The sequence below is a fragment of the Pseudomonas sp. ASL8 genome (assembly GCF_056680355.1).
Genome location: NZ_CM155278.1, coordinates 5,421,661 through 5,445,468, shown reverse-complemented (window position 1 = coordinate 5,445,468; position 23,808 = coordinate 5,421,661). Strand labels below are relative to the sequence as shown.

At 56.5% G+C, this 23,808-nt stretch carries 24 protein-coding genes and 3 pseudogenes; 16 read left to right on the top strand and 11 right to left on the bottom strand.

The genetic code is table 11. The features are described from left to right. The first annotated feature begins 24 nt into the window (after positions 1 to 24). The 3 genes from AC1MEA_RS24970 (at position 25) to AC1MEA_RS24960 (ending at position 3,114) form a co-directional block, all read left to right on the top strand. Positions 25 to 1,863, top strand: a complete 1,839-nt coding sequence (locus AC1MEA_RS24970) for an amidohydrolase (protein WP_480417682.1) — start codon at positions 25 to 27, stop codon at positions 1,861 to 1,863. 109 nt (positions 1,864 to 1,972) lie between these two features. Then, complete coding sequence (gene ycaC / locus AC1MEA_RS24965; protein ID WP_219060564.1) at positions 1,973 to 2,596, top strand: isochorismate family cysteine hydrolase YcaC; 624 nt, start codon at positions 1,973 to 1,975, stop codon at positions 2,594 to 2,596. 137 nt (positions 2,597 to 2,733) lie between these two features. After that, positions 2,734 to 3,114: a helix-turn-helix domain-containing protein gene (locus tag AC1MEA_RS24960; protein WP_449633211.1), complete on the top strand. Its 381-nt coding sequence runs from the start codon at positions 2,734 to 2,736 to the stop codon at positions 3,112 to 3,114. A gap of 7 nt (positions 3,115 to 3,121) precedes the next feature. Here the strand turns inward: AC1MEA_RS24960 and AC1MEA_RS24955 are convergent, their stop codons facing one another. After that, complete coding sequence (locus AC1MEA_RS24955) at positions 3,122 to 4,336, bottom strand: pyridoxal-phosphate-dependent aminotransferase family protein (protein ID WP_219060566.1); 1,215 nt, start codon at positions 4,334 to 4,336, stop codon at positions 3,122 to 3,124. Between the two features lie 181 nt (positions 4,337 to 4,517). On the opposite strand from AC1MEA_RS24955, the gene AC1MEA_RS24950 reads away from it, so the two are divergent. The 3 genes and pseudogenes from AC1MEA_RS24950 (at position 4,518) to AC1MEA_RS24940 (ending at position 7,690) form a co-directional block, all read left to right on the top strand. Further along, positions 4,518 to 5,468, top strand: a complete 951-nt coding sequence (locus AC1MEA_RS24950; RefSeq protein WP_480417681.1) for a S66 peptidase family protein — start codon at positions 4,518 to 4,520, stop codon at positions 5,466 to 5,468. 185 nt (positions 5,469 to 5,653) lie between these two features. Then, positions 5,654 to 6,781: pseudogene (locus tag AC1MEA_RS24945) on the top strand (HAMP domain-containing protein); the annotation flags it as partial. 27 nt (positions 6,782 to 6,808) lie between these two features. After that, positions 6,809 to 7,690 (top strand): methyl-accepting chemotaxis protein, encoded by an 882-nt coding sequence (locus tag AC1MEA_RS24940; RefSeq protein WP_449635546.1) that lies wholly within the window; start codon positions 6,809 to 6,811, stop codon positions 7,688 to 7,690. Between the two features lie 39 nt (positions 7,691 to 7,729). On the opposite strand, the gene AC1MEA_RS24935 is transcribed toward AC1MEA_RS24940, so the two are convergent. Together AC1MEA_RS24935 and AC1MEA_RS24930 are read right to left on the bottom strand one after the other, a co-directional pair. Further along, positions 7,730 to 8,923: a benzoate/H(+) symporter BenE family transporter gene (locus AC1MEA_RS24935; RefSeq protein WP_480417680.1), complete on the bottom strand. Its 1,194-nt coding sequence runs from the start codon at positions 8,921 to 8,923 to the stop codon at positions 7,730 to 7,732. A 129-nt stretch (positions 8,924 to 9,052) separates the two neighbouring features. Then, on the bottom strand, positions 9,053 to 9,529 hold the full coding sequence (locus AC1MEA_RS24930) for a MarR family transcriptional regulator (RefSeq protein WP_480417679.1): 477 nt from the start codon (positions 9,527 to 9,529) through the stop codon (positions 9,053 to 9,055). Positions 9,530 to 9,611: 82 nt separating this feature from the next. Between AC1MEA_RS24930 and AC1MEA_RS24925 the strand changes: the two genes are divergently transcribed. The 3 genes from AC1MEA_RS24925 (at position 9,612) to AC1MEA_RS24915 (ending at position 11,976) form a co-directional block, all read left to right on the top strand. Continuing rightward, positions 9,612 to 10,778 carry an aminotransferase-like domain-containing protein gene (locus AC1MEA_RS24925; protein ID WP_480417678.1) on the top strand — a complete coding sequence of 389 codons (1,167 nt, stop codon included), beginning with the start codon at positions 9,612 to 9,614 and terminating at the stop codon, positions 10,776 to 10,778. Positions 10,779 to 10,812: 34 nt separating this feature from the next. Beyond that, the gene (locus AC1MEA_RS24920; RefSeq protein WP_480417677.1) at positions 10,813 to 11,415 is read left to right on the top strand and encodes a glutathione S-transferase family protein; all 603 of its coding nucleotides are present in this window, start codon (positions 10,813 to 10,815) and stop codon (positions 11,413 to 11,415) included. A gap of 195 nt (positions 11,416 to 11,610) precedes the next feature. Further along, entirely contained in the window at positions 11,611 to 11,976 is a 366-nt protein-coding gene (locus AC1MEA_RS24915) for a lysozyme inhibitor LprI family protein (protein WP_480918218.1), read from the top strand. A gap of 55 nt (positions 11,977 to 12,031) precedes the next feature. Here the strand turns inward: AC1MEA_RS24915 and AC1MEA_RS24910 are convergent, their stop codons facing one another. The 3 genes and pseudogenes from AC1MEA_RS24910 to AC1MEA_RS24900 form a co-directional block, all read right to left on the bottom strand. Next, complete coding sequence (locus AC1MEA_RS24910; protein ID WP_480417676.1) at positions 12,032 to 12,403, bottom strand: glutaredoxin family protein; 372 nt, start codon at positions 12,401 to 12,403, stop codon at positions 12,032 to 12,034. A gap of 88 nt (positions 12,404 to 12,491) precedes the next feature. After that, positions 12,492 to 13,037, bottom strand: a complete 546-nt coding sequence (gene folE, locus AC1MEA_RS24905; RefSeq protein WP_219060575.1) for a GTP cyclohydrolase I FolE — start codon at positions 13,035 to 13,037, stop codon at positions 12,492 to 12,494. Positions 13,038 to 13,060: 23 nt separating this feature from the next. Then, positions 13,061 to 13,285 (bottom strand): annotated as a pseudogene (locus AC1MEA_RS24900) (site-specific integrase); the annotation flags it as partial. Between the two features lie 215 nt (positions 13,286 to 13,500). On the opposite strand from AC1MEA_RS24900, the gene AC1MEA_RS24895 reads away from it, so the two are divergent. Together AC1MEA_RS24895 and AC1MEA_RS24890 are read left to right on the top strand one after the other, a co-directional pair. Then, positions 13,501 to 14,148: a BON domain-containing protein gene (locus AC1MEA_RS24895; protein WP_480417675.1), complete on the top strand. Its 648-nt coding sequence runs from the start codon at positions 13,501 to 13,503 to the stop codon at positions 14,146 to 14,148. A gap of 66 nt (positions 14,149 to 14,214) precedes the next feature. Continuing rightward, complete coding sequence (locus AC1MEA_RS24890; RefSeq protein WP_480417674.1) at positions 14,215 to 14,448, top strand: hypothetical protein; 234 nt, start codon at positions 14,215 to 14,217, stop codon at positions 14,446 to 14,448. 329 nt (positions 14,449 to 14,777) lie between these two features. Here AC1MEA_RS24890 and AC1MEA_RS24885 read toward each other — a convergent pair whose 3' ends face one another. The 3 genes from AC1MEA_RS24885 to AC1MEA_RS24875 form a co-directional block, all read right to left on the bottom strand. Then, on the bottom strand, positions 14,778 to 15,335 hold the full coding sequence (locus tag AC1MEA_RS24885) for a Smr/MutS family protein (protein WP_480417673.1): 558 nt from the start codon (positions 15,333 to 15,335) through the stop codon (positions 14,778 to 14,780). Between the two features lie 119 nt (positions 15,336 to 15,454). Further along, positions 15,455 to 15,775, bottom strand: a complete 321-nt coding sequence (locus AC1MEA_RS24880; RefSeq protein ID WP_449633222.1) for a hypothetical protein — start codon at positions 15,773 to 15,775, stop codon at positions 15,455 to 15,457. A gap of 202 nt (positions 15,776 to 15,977) precedes the next feature. Beyond that, positions 15,978 to 16,568: a cysteine hydrolase family protein gene (locus tag AC1MEA_RS24875; RefSeq protein ID WP_480417672.1), complete on the bottom strand. Its 591-nt coding sequence runs from the start codon at positions 16,566 to 16,568 to the stop codon at positions 15,978 to 15,980. Positions 16,569 to 16,828: 260 nt separating this feature from the next. On the opposite strand from AC1MEA_RS24875, the gene prmB reads away from it, so the two are divergent. After that, the gene (gene prmB / locus AC1MEA_RS24870) at positions 16,829 to 17,737 is read left to right on the top strand and encodes a 50S ribosomal protein L3 N(5)-glutamine methyltransferase (protein ID WP_219060582.1); all 909 of its coding nucleotides are present in this window, start codon (positions 16,829 to 16,831) and stop codon (positions 17,735 to 17,737) included. A 70-nt stretch (positions 17,738 to 17,807) separates the two neighbouring features. Here the strand turns inward: prmB and AC1MEA_RS24865 are convergent. Beyond that, a pseudogene (locus tag AC1MEA_RS24865) lies at positions 17,808 to 18,062 on the bottom strand (tyrosine-type recombinase/integrase); the annotation flags it as partial. 158 nt (positions 18,063 to 18,220) lie between these two features. On the opposite strand from AC1MEA_RS24865, the gene AC1MEA_RS24860 reads away from it, so the two are divergent. Together AC1MEA_RS24860 and AC1MEA_RS24855 are read left to right on the top strand one after the other, a co-directional pair. After that, a complete protein-coding gene (locus AC1MEA_RS24860) occupies positions 18,221 to 18,670 on the top strand; it encodes a GNAT family N-acetyltransferase (RefSeq protein WP_480417671.1) in 450 nt (149 codons plus the stop codon). A gap of 458 nt (positions 18,671 to 19,128) precedes the next feature. Then, the gene (locus AC1MEA_RS24855) at positions 19,129 to 19,977 is read left to right on the top strand and encodes a DUF6602 domain-containing protein (protein ID WP_480417670.1); all 849 of its coding nucleotides are present in this window, start codon (positions 19,129 to 19,131) and stop codon (positions 19,975 to 19,977) included. 218 nt (positions 19,978 to 20,195) lie between these two features. Here AC1MEA_RS24855 and AC1MEA_RS24850 read toward each other — a convergent pair whose 3' ends face one another. Then, positions 20,196 to 20,789 (bottom strand): hypothetical protein, encoded by a 594-nt coding sequence (locus tag AC1MEA_RS24850; RefSeq protein WP_480417669.1) that lies wholly within the window; start codon positions 20,787 to 20,789, stop codon positions 20,196 to 20,198. 479 nt (positions 20,790 to 21,268) lie between these two features. Here AC1MEA_RS24850 and AC1MEA_RS24845 point away from each other — a divergent pair, with 479 nt between their 5' ends. Next, positions 21,269 to 22,309 (top strand): hypothetical protein, encoded by a 1,041-nt coding sequence (locus AC1MEA_RS24845; protein ID WP_480417668.1) that lies wholly within the window; start codon positions 21,269 to 21,271, stop codon positions 22,307 to 22,309. A 367-nt stretch (positions 22,310 to 22,676) separates the two neighbouring features. Further along, positions 22,677 to 23,648 carry a hypothetical protein gene (locus AC1MEA_RS24840; RefSeq protein WP_480417667.1) on the top strand — a complete coding sequence of 324 codons (972 nt, stop codon included), beginning with the start codon at positions 22,677 to 22,679 and terminating at the stop codon, positions 23,646 to 23,648. Positions 23,649 to 23,808: the final 160 nt, after the last annotated feature.

Below are 23,808 nucleotides of genomic sequence, written 5' to 3'. Positions count from 1 at the left end.
ATGTTGACGATGAGGGGGACACGAATGAACGCTGATCTGATTCTGTACAACGGCCATTTCCACACGGTTGATCGCGACCTGCCCACGGCCAGTGCGGTGGCCATTCATGGCGGGCGCTTCGTCGCGGTGGGCGATGAGGCTCAGGCCATGGCCCTGCGCGGCACAGGCACTCAGGTGATTGACCTCAAAGGCCGCTCGGTGATTCCCGGCCTGAACGACTCGCACCTGCACCTGATTCGGGGCGGTCTGAACTACAACCTGGAACTGCGTTGGGAAGGCGTGCCGTCGCTGGTCGACGCGCTGCGGATGCTCAAGACCCAGGCCGAACGCACGCCCGCGCCGCAATGGGTGCGCGTGGTGGGTGGCTGGACCGAATTCCAGTTCGCCGAAAAACGTATGCCCACTCTCGATGAGCTGAATAAGGCCGCGCCGGACACACCGGTTTTCGTCCTGCACTTGTACGACCGTGCCTTGCTCAACCGCGCGGCCTTGCAGGTGGTGGGTTACACCCGTGATACGCCGAACCCGCCGGGTGGGGAAATCATGCGTGATGCCAAAGGTGAACCGACGGGCATGCTGGTGGCGCGGCCCAACGCGATGATCCTGTATTCGACCTTGGCCAAGGGGCCCAGGCTGCCCCTTGAATATCAGGTCAATTCGACCCGCCAGTTCATGCATGAACTCAATCGATTGGGCGTGACCAGCGCTATTGATGCGGGCGGCGGTTATCAGAATTACCCTGACGACTATGCGGTGATCCAGCAGTTGGCCAAGGACCGGCAGCTTACGGTGCGCATTGCTTACAACCTGTTCACCCAGAAGCCCAAAGAAGAACTGAGCGATTTCAAGAACTGGACCAGCACTTCGCACTACGGCCAGGGTGACGATTTTTTGCGGCACAACGGGGCAGGGGAGATGCTGGCGTTCAGCGCCGCCGATTTCGAAGACTTTCTCGAACCACGGCCAGAACTGCCCGTGGGGATGGAGCAGGATCTGGAGCCGGTGGTGCGGCATTTAGTGGAGCAACGCTGGCCGTTTAGGCTGCACGCCACCTATAACGAGTCCATTTCGCGAATGCTCGACGTCTTTGAACGGGTCAATCGCGACATTCCTTTTGATGGCTTGCCCTGGTTTTTCGACCATGCCGAAACCATTACTCCGAAAAATATTGAACGCGTGCGGGCCTTGGGTGGCGGGATCGCGATTCAGGATCGCATGGCCTTTCAGGGTGAGTACTTCGTTGACCGCTACGGTGCCAAGGCGGCCGAAAACACGCCGCCGATCCAGCGCATGCTTAGCGAAGGCATTCCGGTAGGTGCGGGCACCGATGCCACGCGGGTGTCGAGCTACAACCCCTGGACTTCGCTGTACTGGCTGGTCAGCGGGCGCACCGTGGGCGGGCTTGAGCTGCACCCCCAAGGTTTGTCTCGGGAGATCGCGCTGGAACTGTTTACCCATGGCAGCGCCTGGTTTTCGGCTGACCAGGGCCAGAAAGGCCAGATCAAGGTCGGGCAACTGGCGGACCTGGTGGCGCTTTCGGCGGACTATTTCAGCGTCGACGAAGAGGCGATCAAGTGGATCGAGTCGGTGCTGACCGTGGTCAATGGCGAGGTCGTGTATGCCGTTGGCGACTTCAGCACGTTGGCGCCGCCCAGCCTGCCGGTGATGCCGGACTGGTCGCCGGTGGTCAAGGTGCCGGGTCACTGGCGTCCCGCATCACCACTACTGGCTCAGGTGCATCAGTGTGCCGGCCCTTGTGCAGTGCATGTTCACAGCCACCAGCAGGCACGTCTGTCGTCGGCGCCGGTCAGTGACTTCCAGGGCTTCTGGGGGGCTTTTGGCTGCTCATGCTTTGCGTTTTGAGTCGCCGTGTTCTAACGCGCCGCGCGCTGAAATGGAATGAAGAAAAGGTGACAACCCTGTGCCGTGGCTGGCTGCGGCGCTGATCGATAAGCCACACTGGAGTAACCCCATGAGCAACGTGACCCCCTACAAGCGCCTGGACAAGGATGATGCCGTTGTCCTGATGGTCGATCATCAGACGGGCCTGATTTCACTGGTTCAGGATTTTTCCCCTAACGAGTTCAAGAACAACGTATTGGCGTTGGCCGACATTGCCAGGTTCTTCAAATTGCCGACCATTCTGACCACCAGTTTTGAGCAGGGCCCCAACGGCCCGCTGGTGCCGGAACTTAAAGCGATGTTCCCGGACGCGCCCTATATTCCGCGTCCCGGGCAGATCAATGCCTGGGACAACGCTGATTTCGTCAAGGCCATCAAGGACACCGGACGCAAGCAGCTGATCATTGCCGGGGTGGTGACGGATGTCTGCGTGGCGTTTCCGACCTTGTCAGCCATCGCCGAGGGCTTTGATGTGTTCGTGGTCACCGACGCGTCGGGAACGTTCAACGAAACCGTGCAGCAAGCGGCCTGGCAGCGAATGACGGCGGCCGGCGCGCAACTGATGAACTGGTTCTCGGTGGCCTGCGAACTGCATCGCGACTGGCGCAATGACATCGAAGGCCTGGGTCATCTGCTGTCCGAGCGTCTGCCCAACTACCGCAACTTGATGAACAGCTACGCGGCCAAGAAGTAAGCCCGAAGCGTCTTGTTTCAGGGCTGACCATGCTCACGCGCTGAGTGGGCATGGTCAGGCTACCGATCGTCCCCTGAGCCCACCCTCACGGTTCAAGCAGCTACCCTCAGGTTTCCGTGAATACTGGAGGCTCAGGCATGACCCTTAAGCAAGGCAGTGAGCCTGTCCCTGATCTCGTGTCGCCGCACCTGTACTCCGAACGGCTATCGGTGCGTCGTGCCAAGGAGTTGATCGCCAACCATCTGTCTGAAGGGTTGTCAGTGGCGCGCATCGCAGAGGCGTGCGCGTTGTCACGCAGCCATTTCTCCCGCGCCTTCAAGCAAAGCACCGGCATGGCGCCCCATGCCTGGCTATTGCAGATGCGTATAGAAAAGGCCAAAGAAATGCTGGCGAGCGGACAGCATTGTCTGTCGCACATCGCGCTGGACTGTGGTTTCGCCGATCAGGCGCATTTCACCCGGGTTTTTTCACGACGGGAGGGTACGACACCAAGTGCCTGGTGTCGCATGCGCCCTTGATGGGACCTTAGCTGGCAGCGGCCGAGGCTGTATCGCGAGACACATACCGTTCCAGTTCGGAGATCCCGGTTGGCAGGTCCAGAGAAGCGCCGGCATGGCGCATGCTCGACCCCAGGGCGTGCAAGGTGCGGAACAGGTTGTGCACGCGGCTTTGCTCACCCATCTGGCCGATACGCACGATATTGAGGCCGAACGAACCGGAGATTTCGACCCGGTGTACGGCTGTCATGTGGCTTCTGACCAGGTCAGCGGAAACGCCTTTGGGAACGTTGATGCCGATCACCGAGTTGAGGCGCACTTCTTCCGGGACCAGGAGTTCCAGTCCCATGGCTTCCATCCCTCTTTGCAGGGCTTTGGAGCACAGCTCATGCCGGTGGAATCGACGCGGCAGGGTTTCTTCGCACACCAGGTGCAACGCTTCATGCAGCGCCAGAATGCCGGAAACCGGTGCGGTGTAGTGATAGGAGCGCTGGTTCCAGAACTTGTCTGCCAGCAGTGCGTCGAGGCACCAGTGGGCAATCGGCTGTTTGCGCGCTTCAATTCGCGCCCAGGCGTAGTCGGAAAAGGCCAGCAGCGAAACGCCGGGAATGGACGACAAGCCTTTTTGTCCGCCGGTGATGACTGCGTCGACTTGCCACTCATCCATGTCGAACGGCATGGTGCTCAAGGTGCAAACCGCGTCGACAATCACTGCGCAGTCGTAGGAATGCGCCAGTCGCGAAATCGTTTCCAGATGGCGGTTATAAACGGTATTCGAGGTCTCACCCTGGACAATGGTCAGCGTGCGGAAATCACCCTGCTTCAAGTATTGCTCAACGATATCGGGGTCGGCCGCCTGATTGTCCGGGACCTCCATGATGGTGACTGCACCGCCGACACGGGATGCCATCTCGGACATACGACGGCTGAAGTAGCCATTGCAGATCGACAGCACCTTGCTGCCCGGGGTCACCAGGTTGCAGATCGCCATTTCCATTGCCGCTGAACCGGGACCGGCTACACCCAATACATGCTTGGACGCGGTCTGAAAGACGTAGGCGCCCATGTCCTTGACCTGGTCGATCACCTGATTCATCACATCGCCCAGGTGATTGATGACGATGGAGTTCGCATAGGCCACTTTGTGCGGCAGCGGTACAGGGCCCGCGCCCATCATCAGCAACGGTTCCTGGGGTAGAATTTGATCGAGCGCGATGATGGAAGCCGGGATTTTAATGTTCATGAACGTTCTTTATGGGTCGATGAAATAGGGGCGCTACCTAAGCAATCTAGCGCTGTATCGGACGCTGCTGAGCATACCTCAACGAGGGTGGTGAGTTCATGCCCTGGGTTTTGGGTGACAAGAAACGGCGGTTCGATTTGTGGTTAACTGTTTTTTTCAAATCAGGGAGCGGTGAATAGCAATGGATTTTCATCACACTCAAGAACACAGCGGTTTACCGACACTGCACCCGCAACGGCTTCGAGTCGGGGATGCGGTTGCGCTGGTGTCGCCTGCCGGGCCGGTGGCTCAGGCGCGCGTCGAGATGGCGGTCAAGGTGCTCAGCGATTGGGGCCTGCGACCACGCATCTATCCCCATGCGCTGGAGAAATACTCGTTTCATGCGGGCAAGGATGAGCACCGTGCTGCGGACTTGAACGACGCGTTGGCCGACCCCGAGATCCGTGCGGTCATCTGCAACCGCGGTGGTTATGGTGTGCAGCGCATTATTGAACACCTGGACTTCGATGCGGTAAGGCGAGACCCCAAGCTGGTGCTGGGATTTTCCGATATCACGGCCTTGCATGCAGCGCTCTGGCGTAACGCGCGGTTGGCCAGTATCCATGGTCCGGTGGCTGCGCAGCTTGAGCGGGGCGGCCTGACGAATAGCAGCGTAAAACATACGTTGATGAGCGCCGAACCGGTGCTGGTCAGGGCCGATCCTGCCGAAGCCACGGTGAGTGTGCGCAGCACGGGTGTGGCTCAAGGGATTTTGTTGGGCGGTAACCTGAGCATGCTCAGTACCTCCATTGGTACGCCATTTATGCCCGACCTGAACGGCGCGATCCTGCTGGTCGAGGACGTGGCCGAAGCGGCGTACCGTGTCGATCGAATGCTCACGCATCTGCGCAATTGCGGCATCCTGCAGCGTCTGGCGGGCGTGGCGGTGGGGCAGTTCAGCGAGCCCGCAGGCGCGGCAGGGCAGATCAGTCTGGCGGATGTGCTCAACGAGCGTCTGGGCGATCTCGGCATTCCGCTGCTGGGTGGGCTGTCCATCGGCCACGGCGACCCCAACATTGCGGTGCCACTGGGCACGCACGCCATCCTCGACGCTGATGCCGGCACCTTGCTGGTGGCAGCGGCCTGCCGTTAAAGAAAGGCGCGGCGTGAAGTCGAAGATCGTTGTCAGGGGTGAGTACCTTGCCAAAGGGTGACGATCAGCCGATAAAGTTCACGTGCCAGCCGACACTAAGCGTCCTGAAAACGACTTGCACGTAGCTTTTTGCCATTATTCAGGCGCCAAAGGCTTGTGCTGAGTCGGGTCCGTTGCGAATCTGCATGATTCCAGGATGGCTTAATGAATGGCCTGAACGCCTTTTGGTATTCGAACGGGGATTGAGCGCTATGATTTCGGCCGTGCAAGCACGTTTTGCCAACCTCGGGATGGCGAAAAAACTGGGGGTGGGTTTTATCCTCGTATTGCTGCTGACCGCCCTGGTCGCTGCCATTGGCGTTTGGTCGCTGCAGAGCATCAGCCTGCGTTTCAATGGCCTCAAGCAAATGTCGACCCTCAATAGCGGGCTGCTCAAGGTGCGCTTGCAGGAACAGGATTACGCCCTGCACAGCGACCCGAAAGTGGCGGATGATTTACGTGCGGGCGTCGACGCATTGCAGGCCCTGGCTGAGCAGCTCAAGGGTGAGTCGGCCGCCAACCAGACCATGATGAGCCAGGTGCAAACTGCGCTCACGGCCTACCGCAAATCCTTCGATCAATTTGTCGAGATCAGCCAGAGCAAGGACCTTTCCCTGGAAATGGCTAGTTGGTCGGTGTCCAGCGTTGCTAATAATCTGGATGTATTGCAAGCCGGGCTGGCCGATGACGGCACCTACGCGCTGAAGGACTCCCAAGGTCAGCAGGGTGCAGAGTTCATTGCGCAAGCCAATCAGGTCAGCCAGGTGTCACGGTTGATGTTGCAGGCGATGGATGAAGCGCGGGTGCGTCTGGACCAGAGTCGTAAAACAGGCTCGGGTGAGACCCCCAAAGAAGGCAAGATCGAACAGGCTGACCAGGCACTTGCGTTGGCCGAACAGCTCAAAGGCGTGGTCAAGGACTCCGGTTACCTGACCGTGCTGGGCGAAGTCAGCACGCACATTGGCAACTTCACCGAAAAACTCACCGAATACACCGGTCTGCTTGCCAACGAAGCGCAGGTCTATCAGCAACTTGCCGACAATGCCAAACAGGTCGTGCAGCGGGTCAATGAGGCATACAGCGCCGAAGATCAGGCGATGCAGGCGGAGCTCAAAGCCAGCTCGCTGCTGATTATCGGCTCCTCGATGCTGGCGTTATTGGTCGGTTTGATCGCCGCCTGGGTCATTACTCGCCTGATCGTGGCACCGTTGCGCAGCGTGATCCGCGTCGCCCAGCAGATTGCGTCCGGCGATTTGAGCGCGACGGTGGAGGTTAAACGCCGCGATGAAATCGGCCAATTGATGCTGGCCATGCAGCAGATGGGCGCGGGTCTGAGCGGCATTGTCAGCGGCCTGCAAGCCGGTATCGAGCAATTGGCGACGTCGGCTCATTCGCTGTCGGCAGTCACCGAACAGACCAACCTGGAGGTCAGTAGCCAGCGGGAAGAAACCGAGCAGGTCGCCACGGCCATGAATCAGATGACGGCGACGGTGCATGACGTGGCACGCAATGCTGAGGAGGCCGCACAGGCCGCGCAGACTGCCGACGACAAAGTCGAAAGCGGTCAGCAGGTGGTTCGCCAGAGCATGCAACGAATCGAAGCGCTTGCCAGTTCCGCCAGCTCCGCCAGCCACAGCATCGAGAACCTCAGTGCAGAGATCCAGAACATCGGCAAAGTCCTGGGTGTGATCAAGAGCGTCGCCGAGCAAACCAACCTGCTGGCGCTGAATGCCGCCATTGAGGCCGCGCGGGCCGGGGAGCAGGGACGGGGTTTTGCGGTGGTCGCCGATGAGGTGCGCGCGCTGGCCAAACGGACTCAGCAATCAACCGAAGAAATCGAGCGACTGGTCGGTAGCCTGCAGAGCGGGGCGCAGTCGTCCGTGGCGCAGATTAAAAACAGCGGCGAGTTGGTGAAAATGGCCGTCAGCGATGCGTTGCAGACCGAAAGTGCCCTGGGCAGCATCGCCGTCGCGGTGTCCTTGATCCAGCAAATGAACCAGCAGATCGCCGCCGCTGCCGAGCAGCAAAGCTCGGTCGCCGAAGAGATCAATCGCAGCGTCACCAGCATCCGTGCCAGTGCCGATCAATCAGCCCTTGCGATGCAGGGGAATGCGGCGTCAAGTATCGAGCTGGCGCAATTGGGGACTGAACTGAAAGGCATGGTCGGACACTTCCGGCTTTAAATAGGCGAAGGGTTGATGCGGAACACCTGAGTTACCGCATCAGCCCTTACGGCTATTCAGGATCATCAGCGTCAGCACCCCGGCCACAATCCCCCAGAATGCCGAACCGATGGAGAACAGTGTCAGGCCTGATGCGGTGACCATAAAGGTGATCAGCGCTGCCTCACGCTCCTTGGGTTCGTTCATGGCGACGGTCAGGCCATTCATGATCGAACCAAACAGGGCCAGCGCGGCAATCGATAACACCAACTCTTTAGGCAAGGCCGCAAACAACGCCGCCACGGTTGCGCCAAAGACGCCAGCGATGGCATAAAAAACGCCGCACCAGACCGCCGCGGTGTAGCGCTTGTCACGGTCTTCGTGGGCATGCGGGCCGGTGCAGATGGCGGCGCTGATCGCGGCCAGGTTGATGCCGTGCGAGCCAAACGGCGCCAGTAGCAACGATGCAATGCCGGTAACCGAGATCAGCGGGGAGGCCGGTACGGTGTAGCCATCGGCGCGTAGAACAGCGATGCCGGGCATGTTTTGCGAGGTCATCGCCACCACGAACAGCGGGATACCAATACTGATGGTCGCCGCCAGCGAGAACGATGGTGTGGTCCACACAGGTGTCGCCACTTCCAGCGCAAAACCACTGAAATCAAGAAGCCCCAGTAAACCCGATATCACCGTGCCGGCAATCAGCGCTGCAAGGACCGCGTAGCGCGGTGACACGCGCTTGATCAGCAGATAGCTGAAAAACATGCACAGCACCAGGCCAGTACGGTGTTGCGCGGCGACGAAAATTTCACTGCCGATCTTGAATAAAATCCCCGCCAACAACGCCGCTGCGAGTGACGCAGGTATGCGCTTGACCAGCCGCTCGAAACTGCCGGTAATGCCGCACAGGGTGACCAGTACCGCGCACGTGATGAAGGCCCCGATGGCTTCGCCGTACGACACCCCGCCCAGGCTGGTGACCAGCAGCGCTGCGCCGGGCGTCGACCAGGCGACGGTGATGGGTGTGCGGTAGCGCAGAGACAGACCAATGCTGCAAATCGCCATGCCGATAAACAGGGCCCAGATCCAGGAAGAAATCTGGGCGCTGGTCAAGCCCGCGGCTTGCCCTGCCTGGAACATCAGGACCAATGAACTGGTGCAGCCAGTCATCATCGCAATGAAGCCCGCGACCACGGCAGAAGGTGAGCTGTCGGCCAATGGCCGCAGGCGGGTAGGGGTGATGGCGTCGGTCATGCTGGTTTTCCTTAACGGCGTCCGGTCAAGCCATAAGCCTAAACGCAGTCGTTACCCGGTGTTGCAATACAGCAATCGTCACAATTAGCCGTACAGTCGCAATTGATACCATCAAATGCGTCAGCTGTATCACTCGGATGTTAGACGCTCGACAGGGATTATCGCCCCTGTCTGGCGGGCTTGCCCCAGTGCTTTGTTCACGGCCAGCCAACCATCAACCGCCGCTTCGCCCGCTTCAGCAAACACCCGTTGCAGGAGCTCCACCTGTTCGTGACGCAAGGCCTGCTCGAATGCAATGCCTTCATCCGTCAGGCCCAGCAAGCGTTTGCGCTTATCGACGTCAGGCGCGACGCTGTGCACCAGGCTCATGTCGATCAATTGGCGCAAGGGCGTATTGAGTGCCTGCTTGCTGACACCGAGCACCGACAGCAACTCTTTCACGCTCAAACCCGGATAGCGGGCGATGAAAAATACGATGCGTTGGTGCACGCGACTGAGGCCGCGTTGCGCGAGCATTTCGTCGGCTTTGGCGGTGAACGCCTGATAGCCGAAAAAGAAGGCTTCCATCGCCGATTGCTGAGTTATTTTATTTTTAAGGTCAATCATATTGACGTATCTAGGCCCGGTATCGTAATTTCGGTCAAGCAGTTTGACGTATTTCTATTTAACTTCGCTACGGGTGACCTCCATGGCTTTCTCCGAACGTGTCTCGCGCCTTAAAAGTTCTTTGATTCGTGAAATTCTGGCTGCGGCCCAACGTCCGGAAGTGATGTCGTTCGCCGGCGGGCTGCCCGCAGAAGCCATGCTGCCCCGCGTTGAATGGGCTGACATGCCACTGGCTATGGGTCAATACGGCATGAGCGAAGGAGAGCCCGCTTTGCGCGAAGCGCTGGCCGCTGAAGCCCGCGCCTTGGGCGTGCCGTGCGAAGCCAGCCAGGTGCTGATTGTCAGCGGCTCGCAGCAGACCCTCGACCTGGCGGCCAAGCTGTATATCGACAAGGGCACCGAGATCCTCCTCGAAGCACCGACCTACCTGGCCGCCCTGCAGATTTTTCAGCTGTTCGGTGCCGATTGCATCACCGTGCCCTTGCAGGCCGATGGCCCGGACCTGGTCGCTATGCGCGAGCGTCTTGAGCAGCACAAGCCTGCATTCGCTTACCTGATTCCGACCTTCCAGAACCCGTCAGCCGTACGCTACAGCGAAGCCCGTCGCGATGCCGTGGCGGCCTTGCTTGATGAATTTGATGTCACCCTGATCGAAGACGAACCCTATCGCGAACTGAATTTCGACGGCGGCAGCGCGACCCCTATCGTCAGCCGCCTGAAAAAGGCCAGTTGGATTTACACCGGCACCATGTCCAAAACCCTGCTGCCTGGGCTGCGCGTGGGTTACCTGATCGCGACGCCGGACTTGTTTCCGCACTTGCTTCGGCTGAAACAATCGGCCGATCTGCACACCAACCGGATGGGTCAGTGGCAGGCTCTGCAATGGATAGGTACAGACCATTACCGCAACCATTTGGCGGAATTGCGCGACTTTTATCGCGTGCGGCGTGATGCTTTCGAGGCAGCCCTGCAAGAGCATTTCAGCGACCTGGCCGATTGGAACAGTCCGCAGGGCGGCCTGTTTTTCTGGTTGACCCTTAAAACGCCTTTGGACACCCGTTCTCTGCTCAAACCAGCGCTGGCCCAGGATGTGGCGTTTATGCCGGGTGAGCCGTTTTTCGCCGATCCGGACGCCAACCCCGGTTATCTGCGATTGAACTTCAGTCATATCGACCCCCTGCGTCTGGGTGAGGGTCTCAAGCGGCTGGCCGCAGTGGTTCGCCAGGCACAGGTCGCTGAAGCGGCGTGATGCATTCATGAATACGCAGCAAGGGAGAAGGGTGATGTACACAGTTTACGGCGACTACAACTCAGGCAATTGCTACAAGATCAAATTGATGCTCAACCTGTTGGGCATCGAGTACCAATGGGTGGCAGTGGACATCCTTAACGGTGAAACCCAGACCCCCGAGTTTTTGGCAAAGAATCCCAACGGCAAGATCCCGGTCCTGGAGCTTGAGGATGGCACTTGCCTGTGGGAATCCAATGCGATTCTCAACTTCCTGGCCGACGGCAGCGCCTATCTGCCCAGCGAACCACGCTTGCGCACGCAGGTATTGCAGTGGCAGTTTTTCGAACAGTACAGCCATGAACCTTGCATCGCGGTGGCTCGCTTCATCCAGTTTTACCTCGGGCTACCAGAAGAACGCCTGGCGGAATACCACGCCATGCAAAAAGCGGGATACCGAGCACTCGCTGTCATGGAACAGCAACTCAAGCGCACGCCGTTCCTGGTAGGAGAAACCTTCTCCATCGCTGACATCGCGCTTTATGCCTACACCCACGTCGCTTACCAGGGCGGTTTCGACCTTGCCCCGTACCCGGCGATCCAGCAATGGTTGGGCCGAGTGGCCGAGCAACCCGGCTATATAGGGATGCTGGATTAATCTGAGCCTGGGTTAAAGACAAAAAAGCCGGTCTGCAACGAGCGACCGGCTTTTTTATGTCTGGAGTTTTCGGTGGCGATATAGGCCTTTGTCTGGGCATTGATACTGTTCTAGTCTGCGCGGCCGTTTGGCTCAGGCTGAACGTTATTTCTGGAAGAAGGAGTATCGATTTTGCGTTATTTGATAACGGCCGCCATGGCGATGGGGCTTGGGTGGACAAGTGTGCAGGTTGTGTTGGCTGACGACTGCAATGCGAATCAGGCAGCCATGAACGCGTGTGCGGGCACTGACTTGTCCAGACTTGATGCGGACCTGAATACCCAATACCAGGCGCAAATGGCTTACTTGAACACGTCGACGCAAAAGCAGGCGCTCAAGGACGCGCAGCGCAAGTGGGTCGCGTTTCGTGATGCCGATTGTATGTATCAAGTGGGCAAGCCAGAGGACTCTGGTTCGATCTGGCCGTTGCTTCAGTCGCAGTGTCTGGCTGCACATACCCAATTGCGAGTGGAACAGTTGAAAGCCTACGTGGCCTGTCGGGCTGAGGGTTGCCCGAAATAAGCCTCCGCAGGCTGGCCTGCGAAGGCTCCAGCGCAGTGCGTCTCAAACCTCGGCTTCAAACCGCCGCGAAGCGCTGCTGCAAGTAGTCGATGATGACCTTGGATTCATACATCCATACGGTCTTGCCGCCTTCTTCGATGCGCAGGCACGGTACTTTGATCTTGCCGCCTTCTGCGAGCAGGGTCTGGCGATCGACTTCGTTGTTTTTCGCATCACGCAAGGCCACGGGAACGTTCAGGCGGCGCAAGGTGCGACGGGTCTTTACGCAGAACGGGCAGGCGTTGAACTGATACAAGGTCAGGTCTTGAGCCGACAGATCGACGGAGGCCTGGGCGGCAGGCGTGCGCTTTTTCTTGCTTGGGCGAGTCAGGAAATCAATGAAAATGATGAGTTGGCCCAGACCAACCCTTAATGCCTTGATGAACACGGTGACGCCTCGCAGTAGGGGGATGAAACGGAGGTGAGATCGCTCAGGCGCCGCAGACAAGAAATCTGGACGGCCCCTGCACAGCGAATCACTTGATCAAGCTGAGAAATTCACTGCGGGTCGCCGCATTTTCGCGGAATTCACCGAGCATCACCGAGGTGATCATCGACGAGTTCTGTTTCTCGACGCCGCGCATCATCATGCACATATGCTTGGCTTCAATGACGACTGCGACACCCAGAGCACCGGTCACTTGCTGAATCGCATCGGCGATCTGGCGGCTGAGGTTTTCCTGGATTTGCAGGCGGCGGGCATACATGTCGACGATCCGCGCGACTTTCGAAAGGCCGAGTACTTTACCGTTCGGGATGTAAGCGACATGAGCCTTGCCGATAAAAGGCAGCAAATGGTGTTCGCACAACGAGTACAACTCGATGTCCTTGACCATGACCATTTCACTGTTGTCGGAGCTGAAGAGGGCACCGTTGGTGACTTCTTCGAGACTTTGCTCATAGCCTCGACATAGATACTGCATGGCTTTGGCAGCACGTTTTGGCGTATCGATCAAACCTTCGCGGGACACGTCCTCGCCGAGCTGACCCAGTATCGCGGTGTAATTCTGTTCCAGTGTCACAGGGCTGTTTTTCCGTACGGGTTTCAGGGCGGTACATTTTGTGTCTGTACCAGATGTGTACCAATCAGGCTTGTTTCGAGCTTTCCGAGTTCGCGCCAGTCGGTGCTGGCGTTTATCCATCGGGCGTACGTGGATAGTAACATTTGCACGCTGCGGCCGAGCTGATTGGCGATGAATGCAGGGTCCATGCCCGCCATGAGGCACATGGTAGCGTAGGTGTGACAGCAGTTGCACGGTCGACGCGATCTGTACGCCGACGGCACAGAGCCCGGCGCCAGGCCTGGCGGAATGGAAGACAGTGCCGTCAGTCTGCTTTGGACGCAGGTGCCTGTCAGGCACAGGATGGATTGTTGATAAAACTCAATAACGCTCCAGCCTCGGGGCGTAAAACCACCATAGCAGTGGGAGGCTCGCTGTCAGATGCGAGAAATCAATGAGTCCATAAAGAACGCGAGGAACCGCCATGAACGATTTAAATCTACGCCAGGATATTTTGGATGAGCTTGAATTCCAGCCGAACATCGATGCCGTCCACATCGGTGTAGCCGTAGAGAACGGCGTCGTGACACTGACAGGTCATGTCACAAACTATGCACAGAAAATCGCGGCAGAGCGGGCCGTCAAGAGCGTCAAGGGTGTTCGAGCCATTGCCGAGGAAATCGAAGTGCGTTTTCCGAGCGACTTCGTCGTCGCGGACGACACCATCGCCTCCAGGACGCTGGATGTCATCAGTTGGAACACCGAAGTTCCGGATGACCGGATCAAGGTCAGGGTTCAGGCGGGCTGGGTGACGCTGGAAGGCGAAGTGGACTGGCAATTCCAGAAAGAAGCCACTGAACGTGCAGTGCGCAAACTGTCCGGTGTGAAGGGCGTCACCAATCTGCTCACGCTCAAAGCACGGGTAAATGCTGCGGACGTTCAACGCAAGATCGAAGATGCACTGAAGCGCAATGCTGCCGTCGAGGCTCACGGTATTCACGTCAAGGTCACTGGCGGCACCGTGAGACTCGAAGGCAAGGTTCATCTCTGGCTTGAACGCCAGGCAGCTGAACAGGCGGCATGGTCCGTCCCTGGCGTGTACAAAGTTGAAGATAAGCTAACGATTGGTTGATGCTCGGGGGGCCAGACGACGCTCTCCCTGTTCGTCCGGCCCCACGCTATCGAAAGGAGTACGTTAATGAGCGAGAGAAGGCGAGAGCATCTTCGGCGTATTGCACTGGAGTTAGAGACGCTGCGCGCGAGCATTCATCAGCTAAAGGCGGAAGAAGACGCCGGTTCCGAGCTTTTGCCCGGCAATAACACGGTCAATCGCCATCACGCGCTTGAACACGCTTTTGAAGATTTGCGCGATTCCATTAATCACATGGAGGAAGTCTTGGCGGCCCTGGCCGAGGCCACGGGGGAAGTTTAAAGCCGCCTTCAGCCACCAGGCATTTACCTAACCTTTACAGTCATCGGTTGGCGATACGCGTGCCGTTGATGTCTGAAGTATCAGGTAACAAATACCTGTCGTGAAGAGAGTGAATGTATGGTGAGTCGAGTAGTGAAGCTGGCGATTGTGGTGGCGGTATTGTCGTCCATGTCAGGCTGTTTCTTTGGACCTTGGCATGACGGTCATGGACACGGTCACCGTTACTATGAGGGCGACCGGCGTTGATCGGATCGGATCTGATTCAGTCAGGCTGTGACACTCAAGCAGCCTGACAGGTCCGCAATCACTGAAGGCTGCGACTCAAGGAGTTACTCGTCGCGGCCTTCCATCATGGTTCGTTTGAGCATGACGTAAACGGCACCCGCGCCGCCGTGTTTAGCCAGGCAAGAGGCAAAGCCCAGCACCTGCGAATGCTGGCGCAGCCATGTGTTGACGTGGCTTTTGATCATCGGGCGTTTGCCATCCAGGCGCACCGCCTTGCCATGGGTCAGGCGCACGCAACGAACTTCCAGCTTGGTCGCTTCGGCCAAAAACTCCCAGAGTGTTTCCCGCGCCACTTCGACGCTCATGCCGTGCAGGTCCAGGCCACCCTCGAAACTGATCTGCCCGAGTTTAAGCTTGCGCATCTGACCTTCCTGGACGCCATCACGAGCCCAGCTCAACACGTCCTCCGGGCCAACGTCGATCACGAATTGGTCTGACAGGCCGTCTACGGTCACCGAGTCAGTGCGCACAGTGGCAGCCTGACGCAGTTTGGCCAGGTGCTTACGGTCGGCTTTGGGTTTGCCGACGTCTGCGTGATCGTGCTTGATCGGCTTTACGCCGCGGATCTCGTTTTTAAACAGGGAAAAATCGTCGTCTTGCATCTAAGCCTCCGCGCAGGAGGGCTAGTTTACCTGCGTCACGCCTTGCTCGGCGTGACTAAAACGTTATCGCTGTGCCCGGTTGCGTTTTCAATGAGCGATACGAAGAGGGTTCATGAGCCTCAGTCGTGCTTCTTCATCAGGTGCGGCGCCATGTTCAGCTCGCTGGGGCGACGCAAGCGACGACGGCAGCGACGCCATATCGAGACGCCGACATACAGCAGGAACAACCCGATCGCCACCACGAGACTCGCTCCGCCCGGGCTGGCATTGAGCTCGCCCAGTGCTGGCGGGTGACCGATCAGGCTGGCAATGCCGGCCATCACCAGTAAGACGCCACTGGTGGCCAACAGTGCTGCAAATGCGGCGCCGAAGCGCATCCGCCAGTTGCTTGGGCCTTTTGGGCGCAAGCGACGAGCATCGAAACCATCGGATATCTTCATTCCGATTTCCTCTCAGGGTATCGGCGCTCTGACCAGTATATGACCTGGTGGTTCCCGTTTTAGCGGGAATCAAGGGCTATGGGGGTGATTAATGGATGGGCGGTTACATCAAGTTCGTCACCTTGGCAGAGGTAACGCAGGTGTTTTTCAGGAACTGCCGAAGCGATGAGGCCGGGTCAGCTCCTGATGAATCAAGCCGGAGTCAGATCAAATCCTTGGTCAGTGCAAGCGTGGCGAAGTTGTCCGCCATGATCGCCATCTCGGTCTGATGAACCATTTTGGCGCTGATCACGCCCTGCTTGCTGGGCAAGTCGCGGGTTGCGCAGGCGTCTTCCACCAAGGTGCAGCGATAACCATAGTCTTTGGCTGCGCGTACGGTGGTGCTGATGCTTGAATGGCTCATGAAGCCACACACGATCAGGTCCAGAGGCCCCAGGCGCTGCAACAGTTCGTGCAGGCCGGTGCCGTGGAAGGCGTTTGGCAGGAGTTTCTCGATGACCGGCTCTTCGCCTTGAGGCAAGAGCTGGGGAAGGAACTTGCCGCGCTCACCTTGCGGATCGAACAGACCGCCCACGGTGCCAAGATGGCGCACATGCACGATAGGTCGACCTGCGGCACGGGCAGCGTCCACCAGTTGGCAGATATTGGCCACGGCCTCATCAACGCCTGTCAGCGCCAGCGGACCACTGACGTACTCCTTCTGCGCATCGATAATGATCAGGCTGGCATTGCTCAGATTAGCCGGCGCGTAACCACGGCCACTGAGTTGAAACATCGTTTTTGGGTCGGACATCTGGGGCTCCTGGATGTGGGGCTTTTGTGACATTGTCCTCTGGCTGAGCGGTTCTGTGAATGGCAACGATTGGAAGTGGCGTGGTTATTGGGCTGCAAGCCATCGGACTGTTTGCGATTCATGTCATTTTGCCTTCAAAGTGGCTGCGAAGGCCTCGCAGGTCGCCTGCTGTCGAGGGGCGATCAATCGTCTTCAGGGCATCGTTTGTTCAGGCCATGGCTGATAGAATCGCCCGTCGTTTTTTCAAGGAGCATGCCCCCGTGATCACTTCCCGCCTGCGCACCCTGCGCGACCATATCCGTTGGGCCGTCAGCCGTTTCCATGGGGAAGATCTGTTTTTTGGTCACGGTACCGACAATGCCTGGGACGAAGCCCGTCAGTTGGTGCTGGGGGCTGTGCATCTGCCGTGGGAAATTGCCGACAGCTACCTGGATTGCCGTCTGGAGGACGACGAGCTGGTTAATCTGCAACGCTTGCTCAAACGCCGCATCGACGAACGCATCCCAACCGCTTACCTGCTGGGGGAAGCGTGGTTCTGTAGCCTGTCGTTCATCGTGGACGAAAGGGTTCTGATCCCTCGCTCACCGATTGGTGAGTTGATTGAAAAACGTTTCGAGCCGTGGCTGCCAGTAGACCCGGCACGCATTCTTGACCTGTGCACGGGCTCCGGTTGTATCGGCATTGCCTGTGCATTTGAATTCCCCAACGCTGAAGTGGTGTTGGCCGACCTTTCTTTCGAAGCGCTGGAAGTGGCGAATCAGAACATCGAGCGTCACGGCGTGGATGAGCGCGTCTACACCGTGCAAGGTGATGGTTTCGACGGTTTGCCGGGGCAGCGTTTCGACCTGATCGTCTCCAACCCGCCTTATGTCGATGCCGAAGATTTCGCCGACATGCCGGATGAATATCAACATGAGCCGGAGCTGGCGCTGGCCTGTGGCGACGACGGACTGAACCTGGTGCGACGCATGCTCAGTCAGGCGGCGGATCATTTGACCGAGAAGGGCTTGCTGATCATCGAAGTCGGCAACAGCCAGATCCATGTCGAGGCGCTGTACCCGGAAGTCGACTTCGCCTGGCTGGAGTTCGAGCGGGGAGGGCATGGCGTGTTCATGTTATCGGCCGAGCAATGCCGCGAACATCAAGCGTTGTTCGCTTCACGGGTTTGATCGTAATGAGGGGGGGCGTGATACGGCGCCTTCGAGAAAGTGAGAACCCCGGTAAGTTTAGATTTATCGGGGCATCGTCGACCTCAATCCCCAAGTATCTGACGGTGCTTTCAAGTTTCATGTGACCCAGCGGGAGTTGGACGGCCCTTAGATTCTTCGTTCTACGATAGATCAGGGAGACCTTCGTTCGCCGTAGCGTGTGGGTGCCGTACATGGCTGGGTCAAGACCAATGTTTGTTACCCAGGCTTTGACTGTTCGAGCGTATTGCCTGGTGGAGAGATGATCTGAGCCGTGGATCCAGCTCTGAAACAGGCAGTCCTCGTTAGTGGTTTTCATGGCTTGTCCTCCACCTTGAGGGAGTACAAGAATGGATCAGTTGCGGTACACGGTCGCTAACCGGCCAGAAGCGGCTCCTCGACATCCGCGCTTACGGTCTGCCAAAGTATCAACCGCATGCCTCGCCCCTCGCAAAAGAGACCTTCATGATCCGGCCAGCTCAAGCAAAAGATGAGCCTACTATCAGACATTGCGCTGAACAGGCCTATGCTCGCTATGTTCCCGAAATAGGTCGCAAACCCGCTCCAATGACTGCCGACTTTACGGCGCAGATCGCGGCAGGCATCGTCTACGTGGCCACTGATGAAGACGCCACCTTCCAGGGTTTCGTGGTGTTTTATGCCCAGGAGGAACATGTCCTTCTGGAAAATGTGGCCGTCCTGCCCAGCGCAGCTGGACGTGGGGTAGGTAAATCACTGATCAGCTTCTGTGAAAACGCCGGCCGACAGCTCGGAATGAATGCGGTGCATCTTTATACCAACGAGATGATGACCGACAACCTCTCGATTTACCCCAAGCTTGGGTATGTTCAAGTGGCGCTACGCACCGAGCACGGTTTCAAGCGCGTCTATTTCGAAAAAAGCTTGGTCTCATGAAGCTTGACGGTGCATCACGTCCAGCTAATTGCGACCGAGCCGTAGCGTTGGGTTATAGGACCGCTAGGGCAGCAATCGACCCAGGCTGTGTAAAAACGCATGCGCCGTTTTGAAGTGTGCGTTGCTACGTAAAATCTGCCAGCGTTTGGTTAATCTGCAGACCGAAAATTTGCGTAGGAACGCGGTTTTCGCTCCTGTCCTGACTGTCAAACCTGCTCTAAAACGTTTTCACACAGTCTGGACCCATGGCGGACGTTAGCGAAAGGCTGCTTTCGCCAGTTTCAGCCACTCGATACCGCTATCCAATCTCCCGGCAATCGAGTCCTTCCGATCGCATACAAGATCAATTTGTTGGTCATCTTCTTGAGTGACCTTTACGGATGCCATGCGACACGCGGTATGATCGGCGACCAAGTGCCCCAAACGAGGCGCCTTATCAGCGGCCAATCAACCGAACCATGGAAAAAACCTTTAGCGTCTCCGATTACCTTTCCTATTTGGCGGAAGGGCTAGTGCACAATTTCAATCGAGCCGGCGCCGCGACAACGCCTGGGCTGGTGGGAGGGGCGCGCGAGACTGAAGTACGCCGACAATTGACCGCTCTTCTCCCAGAAAAGGTCACCGTTGCGACGGGATGCGTGATTGATACATATGGCGCGACTTCGGCACAAACGGACGTGATCATCCACGAGAAAGACAACTGTCCGGTTTTTTCAATCAATCAATCCCCTGAAGCTACTTACATCCCGTGTGAAAGTGTCGCTTCGATCGGCGAGATCAAAAGTGACCTTGGGACCAAAGAGCTCGAAGACGCAGTCTGGAAGATCAGGTCAGTCAAGCAACTCCGAAGAGCGGTAAATGATCCAACCTGCTTTCGACAATTCGGGAGCTCGCTAAAGATGCAGGGCGCGCCGCAAGAGATGTTTGACCCGGATAACAAGACCTCCGATGCGCCGTATGGGTTCATCCTTTGTAAGAGCTTCGCACTCAAGCCGGAAACGTTGGTGAAAAACTATTGGACGGCTTGCTCGAATGGGGCGCCGCAACACTCACCAAACGTCTTGGTTTCGCTCGCTGACGGCGTCGTAATGTTTGTAAATGCACAAGGTCAATTTTTGCGCAATGCGCAGGGTGCGACACGCGCCGCGATGTTTCGTCATCCAGGAGGTGACTTCCAATATCTACTCAGCGAGCTTATCCATGCTTGCCAAAACGGACGTACCAGCGACGTTCTGCCTCACTATCGCTATGTGTTAGGTGCGCATGCGAATTCTGGCGTTGAGTGCCAATACTATCCGCTCAGCTAGCATTGCCGACTTACCTAACGACCGCTTCGGGCTGAAAGGATTTTGCTGCGAGCGACCGCTTTTGATGGAAGGTGACTTGTCGCCTCGCGCAGCATATGCCCATATGCCCATATGCCCATATGCCCATATGCCCATATGCCCGTAAGCCCGTAGCCGCGCCCCCCAACATGAGGTGCTCTGCGCCCACCTTTATGGTGATAGCCGATGTCCGCCTTGATCTACGACTTTAACGATTCCTTCAGCGATTCGTAGTCCTTATCAATTTGTTTCAAGTGCACTCTGGCGTTAGCTTGTAAAACTGAAAACCCCGTAGCGCCCAACTTTAGACGCAGCGCATGATCTTTCTGATCGATGCTTTCTAGTGTTTTCACAATCTCCGGATGCTTGTGTGGGCCTTGTAGAAGGGTTTCGACCGCGGAGCCAAGAAACACCATCTGATCAGTTAGGCTGAGCATGGCAAGAACCCCCTTGCTTGACCCAAGTTCATGCATGGGAACCCCTTGGAGAGCCTTGACGACGCCCTCAATTACGACTTTGTTATACACCTTGTAAATCTGATAGTTATTGCCTGTAGGCCATTCCATCGCGTCTATCGCGTTACGAATATTACACGCATGCGTATGGGCGGCCTCCACAATGGCAAAAATGGTTTTACGCTTTACCGATGCAGCGTGATTGACCGGAGTTTTCGAAACCAAGATCACAATCACTAATGCCAAAATTGATCCAATTGCCTGAATCCATGCAGGGGCTCCCTCCTTGGACAAAATCTCGCAAGTCTTCTCCCAGAATAGGTGCCAGTCAAAGCTCATCTCTCATCTCCATATGGGCTGCCAGGCAGACTACCACCTAAGCAGGAATGGTTTTAGGTGCGAAGTCGCATGCTGTGATAGTTAGTTCGCTGTGGGGTGAAATCAGAGCCGCGCTAACTGTCTGCTTTTGGCCGATTTCTGCCTGTCGCCACCTCAGCTATGGGTCGATTGCAATCCTTCATGATAGGAAAAATGAAAAGCTGGATTATTATCAAATCCAGAATTTTCAACCCATTTAGTCCTGTTTTTCGTCTGAAATGGTATCGACAGAGTAAACAGCAGGTTCGACAGCTGCTCAGGGATATGCCAGAAAGTACTCGCAAGACATTGCTTTTCTGGCGCGTGAGATAGTTATAAATAGAAAGCTTTCCTCAGCGAGGCCTTTTCCTAGCTAGTGGCTACAAGCTATCATGAACGATCCAAGGACTGTCATGCGTTCGTACGCATGAATGCAGCATGAAGCAAAGGTATATCTTGCAATGAGCCAAAATCCGCGTGAAGAAAAAATTCTGCTGAGCCGAGCGCAATCAGCTGTCGAGAAGAGACGACGTCAGCGAATCGTTAGCATGGCTGTGCCAGGTGTTGTAGGGGTGCTGACTTACTTAGCAAACTCTGCATTCGGTTATGACCGTATCATGTATGCTGTCTTAAATTTAGCTGCAATTATGATGATTGGTATTTCCGCAACTTATGCTATATATAACTATTTGCAGACTGGTTTCAAATTTTCTAACGAAGACGATGTTGCATTTGAACTGGAGAAGCTCAATTCCGAGGATTCGCTGGTCGAAAAAAATTCCAGCTTGGCAGATGAGGTTGCATCTCTCAAAAAAGAATTTGAGACTCTTAAGCATTCGCAGCCGGCAATAGATGAAAACTCTAGAGCCGAAATTCTACAGATGCTGCGAACAAGCATCATGGAGCAGGCCAACTCTGATTTAGCGAAAGAGCACTACGCTAAACTTAAGCTAGAAGCTACGGAGAGCTTAAAACTTCGCAGGGTAGATCATGGTTTTGAGCTAAGCCGTGAAAGGCTGTTAAAGGAAATTGACTCTTTGGGACGTCGCGGAAGTCTCAACTTGGGGGTTGGCGGCGCGGTAACTATGATTGGCCTGATACTGCTCGGAATGACAGTATTCTATGAGGTTTCAGATGTAAAAGATCTATTAGGCATGGCGTCGCATTATGTGCCAAGATTGTCTTTGATTATTCTTATAGAAATTTTTGCATATTTCTTCTTGAGTTTATACAAGGCGGGCTTGAGCGAAATAAAATATTTCCAGAACGAATTGACGAACCTAGAAGCCAAACAACTGGCGTTGCAGGCTGCTTTGGAAACTAACGAAAGCGCCACAATAAGTTCCGTGATCTTCAAGCTTTCGGAAACCGAACGAAACCACATTTTGAACAAAGATCAAACCACAATAGAACTTGAAAAGGCTAAGCTGGATAGTGAGTCCAAGGTGGCCTTTGGTAAGTTTGTGGCCGACTTTTTTCAAAAGGTTAAGCCATCAAGCTGATTGGCCTCGCTGCATTGAAAGTGGCCGCGTAGTTTTGGTGGCCTTTCTATACCCAAGTCGGCTGCGCCCCTCGTGAGAGGCAGCAATCGACCCAGGCTGTGTAAAAACGCATGCGCCGTTTTGAAGTGTGCGTTGCTACGTAAAATCTGCCAGCGTTTGGTTAATCTGCAGACCGAAAATTTGCGTAGGAACGCGGTTTTCGCTCCTGTCCTGACTGTCAAACCTGCTCTAAAACGTTTTCACACAGTCTGGACCGGGAGCGGACAAGCACGCAAAATAAAGCTGTCCCCTTTTCCGCTAGCCAAGTGTTTTTTTTCGGGCGCTACGGTACTGTGCGCCTGTTTTTACCCACGCTCAGGGAATGAATATGAAAGTAGGGATTGCTGTAGCTCTTGTGGTCGTTGCAACCGCTTGCTCCGCAGAAGATTTGAAGGAATTCAGGTTCGATGCGCCGCCGCCAGTTGCTCAGGAAGGTACCCCAGTTACCTGCGCTTTCAAGGATTTCAAGACACCTGCCGGAATGGTTGTGTACGCGGCGGGCGGCTATTCGGGGCGCGAGCTGCCGTTTCAGATTGACCAAAGCGGCCATCAGGCCACTCAGTTCGACATCGCCGTTAACAGCCCTGAGCAACCGGTTGCGTTAATACTCGGTGCATACGAACCGACGGTGTGGAATATCGGCTGGACCAAGGGCACGAAGATCGCGGCGGTTTACGTCTCGGGGTATCACCGCCAAGGCGTGGCTGGATTAGATTCCAAGGTACCCGTGCTCAACAGCAGTTACGACAACAAAGGCCCCTGCGCTTATTTCTACATGGGCAAAGAGCAAAACACTGCGCTGAATCCATTGTCGCGCCAGTTGTTCGGTCAGCCGGTAGAGCTCGTTTATCCAGCCAATAAGTCAGGCAATATTTTGATCGGCCAGCCACTCAGCACGGACTCCAAACTCGTAACCTCGACGGCAACATCCCCCGATTCCTTTCAAGACAAGAACGCGCCGCTGGCCGGCAAGGCGGGTATCGAGGATGCGATCGCCAATGGCTTGCTCCGCGCTGCCACCAATGAGGATGCCGAGGCATGGGTGAATGCTAAGATCGCCAACATGCCCGAACGTGATGTACCGCCGGTGGCGGGAGTAGGGACACCGCGCCCGACAGCGCCTACCTTGTTCAACGCCTATGTCGTCCTTAAGGCCTTTGCCTACCCGGCCGGCTTGTACGGCGGAAATGCCGCGACGTTTTTTATTCCCAAGGGCGTTCCAATGCCGAAAGGGCAGCCCGGCCATTCAGCTGTGTATGACTTCAATTCGCTGCGTTGTATTGGGGCGCTGTGCCGGTAAAACTGAGTCGGTAGAAAAACCCTGTAGATGCCTGCTTCTGGGCCGTTCTCTGCCGGTCGTCACTACGGCGCCTGCTGGTCAAGTCCATGCAATTACGCAATCTGACGCACCACCACCGATAACAACACACAATCGCAACCTGGTTTTCTGTGCGACAGCG